This window comes from Streptomyces sp. NPDC060205 (assembly GCF_042728395.1).
Lineage (GTDB): Bacteria > Actinomycetota > Actinomycetes > Streptomycetales > Streptomycetaceae > Streptomyces.
Map to the genome: position 1 here is coordinate 1 of NZ_JBHWZP010000376.1, position 8,633 is coordinate 8,633.

Here is an 8,633-nt window from a genome sequence, read left to right on the forward strand (position 1 = left end):
CACTGCCCCCCCCCCCGCCGCCCCGGGCCCCTCGCCAAGTACGTCCAGTACGAGGCTCTGCGCCCGGCACGGCGAGAGCACGCACCTGACGCCGCCCGGCCGCCCTGCGGGCGACGACGGGAATTGTCAGACAGGCCCTAGGCTCGACGCACCATGACGATGACCGTACGCATCCCCGCGGGCTGGCCCGCGACCGAAGAGCGGGCCCGGGCCGTGCAGGACGAGTTGCGGGGGCGGGTGGTCCTCGACGAGCCCGGCCCGCCGCCGGGCACCGGCCGGGTGACCGGCGTGGACGTGGCCTACGACGACGAGCGCGATGTCGTCGTGGCCGCGGCCGTCGTGCTGGACGCGGCGACCCTGGACGTGGTCGCGGAGTCCACGGCCGTCGGCCGGGTGTCCTTCCCGTACGTCCCCGGGCTGCTCGCCTTCCGGGAGATCCCGGCGGTCATGGCGGCCCTCGAAGCGCTGCCGTGCGCGCCGGGCCTGGTGGTCTGCGACGGCTACGGGCTCGCCCACCCTCGCCGTTTCGGCCTGGCGAGCCACCTCGGTGTCCTCACCGGCCTCCCGACCATCGGGGTCGCCAAGAACCCGTTCACGTTCACCCACGAGGAGCCGGGCGCCCCGCGCGGCTCGTCGTCCCCGCTGCTCGCGGGCGAGGAGGAGGTCGGGCGGGCGCTGCGCACCCAGGCGGGGATCAAGCCGGTGTTCGTCTCGGTCGGCCACCGGGTGACGCTGGAGAACGCCTGCGCCCACACCCTCCGTCTCGCACCGCGCTTCCGCCTCCCCGAGACGACCCGCCACGCGGACGCGCTGTGCCGCCGGGCCCTGAAGACGACGGCGGCGTGACTACGACGGCCTGAGTACGTGTTCTGAGTACGTGTACGGATGTCGCGGCCCGCCATGATCGACAGGCTTGGCCACATGACGACACACCGTGCTCCCAAGCCCGCCGCAGGCCCCACCCAGCCCGTCGAGCGGGCCGTGATGGCAGGCCTTGCCCTCGCGGTACTGGCAGGCGTGGCCTGGATAGCCGGAATGATCTACACACTTGTGGAGTGGCCCTTCTGACCAACTCGCCGGACCCCGAGTTTTTCAGGGGCGCGGGGAACTGCGCCGCCAGCCACACTCAACCCGCACCACCCCGCCGGGCACCACCCCTCCGGCCCTCGCCAGCGCAGCGTCACCGCGTCACCGCGTGGCGGCGACCCGAAAAGTGATCCCCGCCCCGCGCAACCGCTCGATCAGCGAATCCCCCATGGCGACGGCAGTCGTCACCTGCCCCGACGTACGGGGCAGCTCGTCGAACGCGAGACACAGCGCGGACTCGCCCAGCATCTTCGCGGTGTCCCCGTAGCCGGGATCCCCGCCGGCCACCTCGGTGAAGACCCGCTTCCCACCGCCCTCGCCGACGAACCGTACCGAGAACCAGCTGGCGGCCCGCTTCTCCTCGTCCGGCCCCTCGCCCGGCTTGAGCCGGCCCGACAGCCAGCGCCGCACGGGCGGCACCTGAGCCGCCACGAAGAGCGCCCCGGCTCCGGCCACCCCGCCCACGGCCGACGGCAGGGTCTCGACGGCCGCGTAGTGCCGGTAGCGGAAGTCGGGCCCGTACCGTTCCAGCGCCCGCGCGGACCGCTGCACGATCTGCGCGTCGATGGTGGGCAGCGGCAGGGCCCACGCGCCGAGTTCCTTCGCGTAGCGCGGGGTGCTCGCGGGAACGTACGCCCGGCGTCCGACCAGGCGCGGCTCGTGCCGTCTGCGGTCGCGCGCGGCGGCGAGCATGTGCCGCCCGCGGGAGAACTGGTTGAGCGCGGAGGCGAAGGTGCCGCCCGAGAACGTCGCCCCGACCCGCACGAAGCCGTCCACGGTCAGCGGCACCCCTTCGGGCAGCTGTCGCACGGTGAACCAGGCGCCCAGGTCGTGGGGGATCGAGTCGAATCCGGCGGCGTGCACCAGCCGGGCGCCGGTCTCACGCGCGCGTGCGTCGTGCCGTACGTACATGAGGTCCACGAACTCGGGCTCTCCGCAGAGATCCAGATAGTCGGTACCGGCGTCCGCGCAGGCGGCGACCAGGTCCTCGCCGTACTCCACATAGGGGCCGACGGTTGTGGCCACCACGCGCGCGTGCCCGGCGAGTTCCCGCAGGGAGACCGGATCGGTGACGTCGGCCCGCAGGACGGGCAGCTCCGCGCAGGCCGGGTCGATTTCCGCGAGGCGCTCCCGCAGCCGTTCGAGTTTCGCGGTGTCGCGGGCCGCGATCGCCCAGCGCAGCCGCTCGGGGGCATGTGCGGCGAGGTACTCCGCGGTGAGCCTTCCGACGAATCCCGTGGCTCCGAAGAGCACGATGTCGTACGCGCGCTCGGTCCTGTCCTGCCTGCTCATGGCACCTCTCAGCCGTTCAGCCCGCGCCGTTGTCGGGGGCCGAGGCTAGCGTGCGTCAGGAGCGAACGGATCAGGGCCCCGTCGCGGGAATCGGCCAGGGCTTCCAGAATTGACTGAGCGCTTGCTCGCCGAGGGCTTGTGCGAAGCGGAACGCGTTCTTAACATCACTGATGTTACATCAGTTGTGTCACAGTGCTGGGGGCTTGATGACGGCGGCGGCAGAGGCCGGAACGGCGGGATCGGCGGGGCACGGCCCGCTGTCCGGGGTGCGCGTGGTCGAGCTGGCGGGCATCGGGCCCGGCCCGTTCGCCGCCATGCTCCTGGCCGATCTGGGCGCGGACGTGGTCCGCGTGGACCGGCCGGGCGGTGGATCCCTGGCGATCGACCCGGCCTTCGACGTCACCAACCGCAACAAGCGCTCGGTGATCGTCGACCTCAAGGCGGCCGACGGCGCCGAGCGGGTCCTCGCCCTGGTCGAGCGCGCCGACATCCTCGTCGAGGGCTTCAGACCGGGGGTCGCCGAGCGTCTGGGGATCGGCCCCGAGGCCTGCCACGCCCGCAATCCGGGACTCGTCTACGGACGGATGACCGGCTGGGGCCAGGACGGACCGCTCGCCCCGCGCGCCGGGCACGACATCGCGTACATCGCGCTGACCGGCACCCTCGGCATGATCGGCGCTCCCGACGAGCCGCCGGCCGTCCCCGCCAACCTCCTCGGGGACTACGCGGGCGGTTCCCTGTACCTCGTCGTGGGCGTCCTGGCCGCGCTCCACCACGCGCGCGCCACCGGCGCGGGCCAGGTCGTGGACGCGGCGATCGTGGACGGCACGGCCCACCTCTCCTCGATGATCCACGGCATGCTGGCCGCGGGCGGCTGGCAGGACCGGCGCGGCGCCAACCTCCTCGACGGCGGCTGCCCGTACTACGGCACGTACGAGACGGCCGACGGGCGCCACATGGCGGTCGGGGCGCTGGAGGCGCAGTTCTACGAGGAGTTCACCGACCTGCTCGGCCTCGGGGACCAGGCCGCCGCGCGCAAGGACCTGGCCCGCTGGGGCGAGCTGCGCGAGGCGGTCGCGGCCCGCTTCAGGACCCGCACGCGCGACGAGTGGGCGGCGGTCTTCGACGGCTCCGACGCGTGCGTGGCGCCCGTGCTGTCGCTGCGCGAGGCGCCGCACCACCCGCATCTCGCGGCCCGTGGCACCTTCACCGACCACGGCGGCATCACGCAGCCCGCCCCCGCGCCCCGCTTCTCCGCCACCCCCACCGCCGTCCGCGGCGGGCCCGCCCTGCCGGGCACCGGCACCGCCGACGTGGCCCGCGACTGGGACGTACCGGGCCTCCTGACCGGCATTCCCGAACCGACCGCACTGAAGGGCACCCCGCAACCGACGGGCGCTCCCGAACCGAAGGGCACCCCCGAATGAAGCGGCAGATCTTCACGCCCGAGCACGAGGCGTTCCGCGAGACCGTCCGCACCTTCCTCGCCAAGGAGGTGTTGCCGCACTACGAGCAGTGGGAGAAGGACGGCATCGTCTCGCGCGAGGCGTGGCTCGCGGCCGGCCGGCAGGGACTGCTGGGTCTCGCCGTCCCCGAGGAGCACGGGGGCGGCGGCGACGCCGACTTCCGCTACAGCGCGGTGCTCGCCGAGGAGTTCACCCGCGCGGGAGCCGCCGGGCTCGCCCTCGGACTGCACAACGACATCATCGGGCCCTATCTGACCGGCCTCGGTACCAAGGAGCAGAAGCGGCGCTGGCTGCCCGGGTTCTGCGACGGCTCGCTGATCACGGCCATCGCCATGACCGAGCCCGGCGCCGGCTCCGACCTCCAGGGGATCAGGACGCACGCCGAGGACCGGGGCGACCACTGGCTGCTCAACGGCTCCAAGACGTTCATCTCGAACGGCATCCTGGCCGACCTCGTGATCGTCGTCGCGAGGACGACCCCGGAGGGAGGCGCGAAGGGCCTCTCCCTGCTGGTGGTCGAGCGCGGCACGGAGGGCTTCGAGCGGGGCCGCAACCTCGACAAGATCGGCCAGAAGGCCCAGGACACCGCGGAGCTGTTCTTCCACGACGTACGCGTCCCGAAGGAGAACCTGCTCGGTGAGCTGAACGGCGCCTTCGTGCACCTGATGACGAACCTCGCGCAGGAGCGCATGGGGATCGCCGTCGCCGGGATCGCCGCCGCCGAGCACCTGCTGGAGATCACCACCGAGTACGTCAAGGAGCGCGAGGCCTTCGGACGGCCGCTGTCCAAACTCCAGCACATCCGCTTCGAGATAGCGGAGATGGCCACCGAGTGCGCCGTCACCCGCACCTTCATCGACCGGTGCGTCGTCGACCACGCGGCGGGCGAACTCGACGCCGTGCACGCCTCGATGGCCAAGTGGTGGGCCACCGAACTGCAGAAACGCGTCGCGGACCGCTGCCTGCAACTGCACGGCGGCTACGGCTACATGACGGAGTACCGCGTCGCGAAGGCCTTCACCGACGGCCGCATCCAGACCATCTACGGCGGGACGACCGAGATCATGAAGGAGATCATCGGCCGTTCCCTGCTCGGCTGACCCGCCCGGTGCCCCCGGGCTCCTCCTGAAAGGCATACGAGTGACCACCGAAGCGTACGTGTACGACGCGATCCGCACCCCGCGCGGCCGCGGCAAGGCGAACGGCGCCCTGCACGGCACCAAGCCCGTCGACCTGGTCGTCGGACTCATCCACGAGATCCGGGCCCGCTTCCCCGGACTCGACCCGGCCGCCATCGACGACATCGTGCTCGGTGTCGTCGGGCCGGTCGGCGACCAGGGCTCCGACATCGCCCGGATCTCGGCCATCGCCGCCGGACTGCCGGACACGGTGGCCGGTGTCCAGGAGAACCGCTTCTGTGCGTCGGGTCTGGAAGCCGTCAACCTGGCTGCCATGAAGGTCCGTTCGGGCTGGGAGGACCTCGTCCTCGCGGGCGGCGTCGAGTCGATGTCCCGGGTGCCGATGGCCTCCGACGGCGGCGCCTGGTTCGCCGACCCCATGACCAACATCGCCACCGACTTCGTACCCCAGGGCATCGGCGCCGACCTCATCGCCACCATCGAGGGCTTCTCCCGCCGCGATGTCGACGAGTACGCGGCGCTGTCCCAGGAGCGCGCCGCCGAGGCCGCGAAGGACGGCCGCTTCGACAGGTCCGTCGTACCCGTCAAGGACCGCAACGGACTCGTCGTCCTCGACCACGACGAGCACCCGCGCCCCGGGACCACCGCGGACTCGCTGGGCAGGCTGAAGCCGTCGTTCGCGGACATCGGCGACCTCGGCGGCTTCGACGCCGTGGCGCTGCAGAAGTACCACTGGGTGGAGAAGATCGACCACGTCCACCACGCCGGCAACTCCTCCGGGATCGTCGACGGCGCCTCGCTCGTCGCCGTCGGCTCCAAGGAGGTCGGCGAGCGGTACGGGATCACCCCGCGCGCGCGGATCGTCTCCGCGGCCGTCTCCGGCTCCGAGCCGACCATCATGCTGACCGGGCCCGCGCCCGCCACCCGCAAGGCGCTCGCCAAGGCCGGGCTGACCATCGACGACATCGACCTCGTCGAGATCAACGAGGCCTTCGCGGCGGTCGTCCTGCGGTTCGCCCGCGACATGGGCCTGTCCCTGGACAAGGTCAACGTCAACGGCGGCGCGATCGCGCTGGGCCACCCCCTCGGCGCGACCGGCGCGATGATCCTCGGCACGCTCGTCGACGAACTGGAGCGCCAGGACAAGCGGTTCGGCCTCGCCACGCTGTGCGTGGGCGGCGGCATGGGCATCGCGACGGTCGTCGAGCGCCTCTAGGCACGTGGGCCCGTCCTTCCCCCCGGCCGGACGCGGGCCGATTCGGCACCGCCGGACCACGCCCTCGGGCTTCTCGCCGTCGCGGCGGACAAGACTTTGACACTTACGGAGACCTCCAGATGACCGAGAGCACCACCATCCGCTGGGAACAGGACGACACCGGTGTCGTCACCCTGGTCCTCGACGATCCCAGCCAGTCCGCGAACACCATGAACCAGGCGTTCCGCGCGTCGCTCACCGCGATCGCCGACCGCCTGGAGGCCGAGGTGCGGGCCGACCCCGCGGCCATCCGCGGCATCGTCCTCACCTCCGCCAAGAAGACCTTCTTCGCGGGCGGCGACCTGCGCGACCTCATCCAGGTCACCCCCGACACCGCCCAGCAGCTCCTCGACGGCGGCCTCGCCATCAAGCGCGACCTGCGCCGCATCGAGACCCTCGGCAAGCCCGTCGTCGCCGCCATGAACGGCGCGGCCCTGGGCGGCGGCTTCGAGATCGCCCTGGCCTGCCACCACCGCGTCGCCCTCGACGCGCCCGGCTCCAAGATCGGCTGCCCCGAGGTCACGCTCGGCCTGCTGCCCGGAGGCGGCGGCGTCGTCAGGACCGTACGCCTCCTCGGAATCGCCGACGCCCTCCTCAAGGTGCTCCTCCAGGGCACCCAGTACAGCCCGCAGCGCGCCCTGGAGAACGGTCTCGTCCACGAAGTGGCGGCCACCCGGGAGGACATGCTGGCCAAGGCCCGCGCCTTCATCGACGCCAACCCCGAGTCGAGCCAGCCCTGGGACAAGCCCGGCTACCGCATCCCGGGCGGCACCCCTTCCAACCCGAAGTTCGCGGCGAACCTGCCCGCCTTCCCGGCCAACCTGCGCAAGCAGACGGGCGGCGCGCCCTACCCGGCGCCGCGCAACATCCTCGCGGCGGCCGTCGAGGGCTCCCAGGTCGACTTCGAGACCGCGCAGGTCATCGAGGCGCGCTACTTCGTGGAGCTGGCCGCGGGCCAGACCTCCAAGAACATGATCCAGGCCTTCTTCTTCGACCTTCAGGCCGTCAACTCCGGCGCCAACCGCCCCCAGGGCGTCGAGCCCCGCCAGGTCCGCAAGGTGGCCGTCCTCGGCGCCGGGATGATGGGCGCCGGGATCGCGTACTCGTGTGCCCGCGCCGGTATCGACGTCGTCCTCAAGGACGTCTCCGCGGAGGCCGCCGCCAAGGGCAAGGCCTACTCCGAGAAGCTCTGCGCCAAGGCGGTCTCCCGGGGCCGTACGAGCCAGGAGAAGGCCGACGCGCTGCTCGCCCGCATCACGCCCACCGCTGACCCCCAGGACGTGGCGGGCTGCGACGCCGTCATCGAGGCCGTCTTCGAGGACCCGGCACTCAAGCACAAGGTGTTCCAGGAGATCCAGCACCTCGTCGAGCCGGACGCGCTGCTGTGCTCCAACACCTCGACGCTGCCGATCACCGCGCTCGCCGAGGGCGTCGAGCGGCAGACCGACTTCGTGGGCCTGCACTTCTTCTCGCCCGTCGACAAGATGCCGCTCGTCGAGATCATCAAGGGCGAGCGCACCGGCGACGAAGCCCTGGCGCGCGCCTTCGACCTCGTACGGCAGATCAGGAAGACCCCGATCGTCGTCAACGATTCGCGCGGCTTCTTCACCTCCCGGGTCATCGGGCACTTCATCAACGAGGGCGTCGCGATGGTCGGCGAGGGCATCGAGCCCGCCTCCGTCGAGCAGGCCGCCGCGCAGGCCGGCTATCCGGCCAAGGTGCTCTCCCTGATGGACGAGCTGACGCTCACCCTGCCCCGCAAGATCCGCACCGAGTCGAAGCGGGCCGTCGAGGAGGCGGGCGGCACGTGGGTCACGCACCCCGCCGACGTCGTCATCGACCGCATGGTCGACGAGTTCGGCCGCACCGGCCGCAGCGGCGGCGCGGGCTTCTACGAGTACGGGGCGGACGGCAAGCGCGCGGCGCTGTGGCCAGGGCTGCGGGAGCACTTCACCCGGCCGGGCGCGGAGATCCCCTTCCAGGACATGCAGGAACGCATGCTGTTCTCCGAGGCGCTGGACACCGTCCGCCTCCTGGAGGAGGGCGTCCTGACCTCGGTCGCCGACGCCAACATCGGATCGATCTTCGGGATCGGCTTCCCGGGCTGGACGGGTGGTGTTCTGCAGTACATCAACGGTTACGAGGGCGGTGACGGGGCCGGCACCGGACCGGCCGCGTTCGTGGCCCGCGCGCGGGAGCTGGCCGATCGCTACGGGGAGCGGTTCGCGCCGCCCGCGTTGCTGGTGGAGAAGGCGGCGAAGGGGGAGCGGTTCAGCGACCGCTGACGGGGCCCTTGTGGGGTGCGTTGTCGTCTGCGGGCCGGTGGGGGCCGTTCGCGCAGTTCCCCGCGCCCCTGAAAAGCGGGGCTGCGCCCCTGCTTTTCGCCCCTGAGGC

At 72.0% G+C, this 8,633-nt stretch carries 7 protein-coding genes; 6 read left to right on the forward strand and 1 reads right to left on the reverse strand.

Translation table 11 applies throughout. The features are described from left to right. Window positions 1–153: 153 nt before the first annotated feature. Window positions 154–846 carry an endonuclease V gene (locus ACFWGJ_RS38265; protein ID WP_387333569.1) on the forward strand — a complete coding sequence of 231 codons (693 nt, stop codon included), beginning with the start codon at window positions 154–156 and terminating at the stop codon, window positions 844–846. 75 nt (window positions 847–921) lie between these two features. Beyond that, the gene (gene mmpA / locus ACFWGJ_RS38270; RefSeq protein WP_387333570.1) at window positions 922–1,068 is read left to right on the forward strand and encodes a morphogenic membrane protein MmpA; all 147 of its coding nucleotides are present in this window, start codon (window positions 922–924) and stop codon (window positions 1,066–1,068) included. A gap of 120 nt (window positions 1,069–1,188) precedes the next feature. Here the strand turns inward: mmpA and ACFWGJ_RS38275 are convergent, their stop codons facing one another. Further along, window positions 1,189–2,379 (reverse strand): saccharopine dehydrogenase family protein, encoded by a 1,191-nt coding sequence (locus tag ACFWGJ_RS38275; protein ID WP_387333571.1) that lies wholly within the window; start codon window positions 2,377–2,379, stop codon window positions 1,189–1,191. Between the two features lie 206 nt (window positions 2,380–2,585). Here ACFWGJ_RS38275 and ACFWGJ_RS38280 point away from each other — a divergent pair, with 206 nt between their 5' ends. The 4 genes from ACFWGJ_RS38280 to ACFWGJ_RS38295 all read left to right on the forward strand — a co-directional run bounded on the left by ACFWGJ_RS38280 (window position 2,586) and on the right by ACFWGJ_RS38295 (window position 8,524). After that, window positions 2,586–3,806, forward strand: a complete 1,221-nt coding sequence (locus ACFWGJ_RS38280) for a CaiB/BaiF CoA transferase family protein (protein WP_387333572.1) — start codon at window positions 2,586–2,588, stop codon at window positions 3,804–3,806. Next, window positions 3,803–4,945 carry an acyl-CoA dehydrogenase family protein gene (locus ACFWGJ_RS38285; RefSeq protein WP_387333573.1) on the forward strand — a complete coding sequence of 381 codons (1,143 nt, stop codon included), beginning with the start codon at window positions 3,803–3,805 and terminating at the stop codon, window positions 4,943–4,945. Before ACFWGJ_RS38280 ends, ACFWGJ_RS38285 begins: the two co-directional genes overlap by 4 nt. 40 nt (window positions 4,946–4,985) lie before the next feature. Then, window positions 4,986–6,200: an acetyl-CoA C-acetyltransferase gene (locus ACFWGJ_RS38290; RefSeq protein ID WP_387333574.1), complete on the forward strand. Its 1,215-nt coding sequence runs from the start codon at window positions 4,986–4,988 to the stop codon at window positions 6,198–6,200. A 119-nt stretch (window positions 6,201–6,319) separates the two neighbouring features. After that, on the forward strand, window positions 6,320–8,524 hold the full coding sequence (locus tag ACFWGJ_RS38295; protein WP_387333575.1) for a 3-hydroxyacyl-CoA dehydrogenase NAD-binding domain-containing protein: 2,205 nt from the start codon (window positions 6,320–6,322) through the stop codon (window positions 8,522–8,524). The last annotated feature ends 109 nt before the right edge of the window (window positions 8,525–8,633 follow it).

Bases quoted from the DNA above. Each gene is read 5' to 3' on its own strand.
- ACFWGJ_RS38280 (WP_387333572.1), top strand. From the start codon at position 2,586: ATGACGGCGGCGGCAGAGGCCGGAACGGCGGGATCGGCGGGGCACGGC.
- mmpA (WP_387333570.1), top strand. From the start codon at position 922: ATGACGACACACCGTGCTCCCAAGCCCGCCGCAGGCCCCACCCAGCCC.
- ACFWGJ_RS38295 (WP_387333575.1), top strand. From the start codon at position 6,320: ATGACCGAGAGCACCACCATCCGCTGGGAACAGGACGACACCGGTGTC.
- ACFWGJ_RS38285 (WP_387333573.1), top strand. From the start codon at position 3,803: ATGAAGCGGCAGATCTTCACGCCCGAGCACGAGGCGTTCCGCGAGACC.
- ACFWGJ_RS38275 (WP_387333571.1), bottom strand. From the start codon at position 2,379: ATGAGCAGGCAGGACAGGACCGAGCGCGCGTACGACATCGTGCTCTTC.
- ACFWGJ_RS38265 (WP_387333569.1), top strand. From the start codon at position 154: ATGACGATGACCGTACGCATCCCCGCGGGCTGGCCCGCGACCGAAGAG.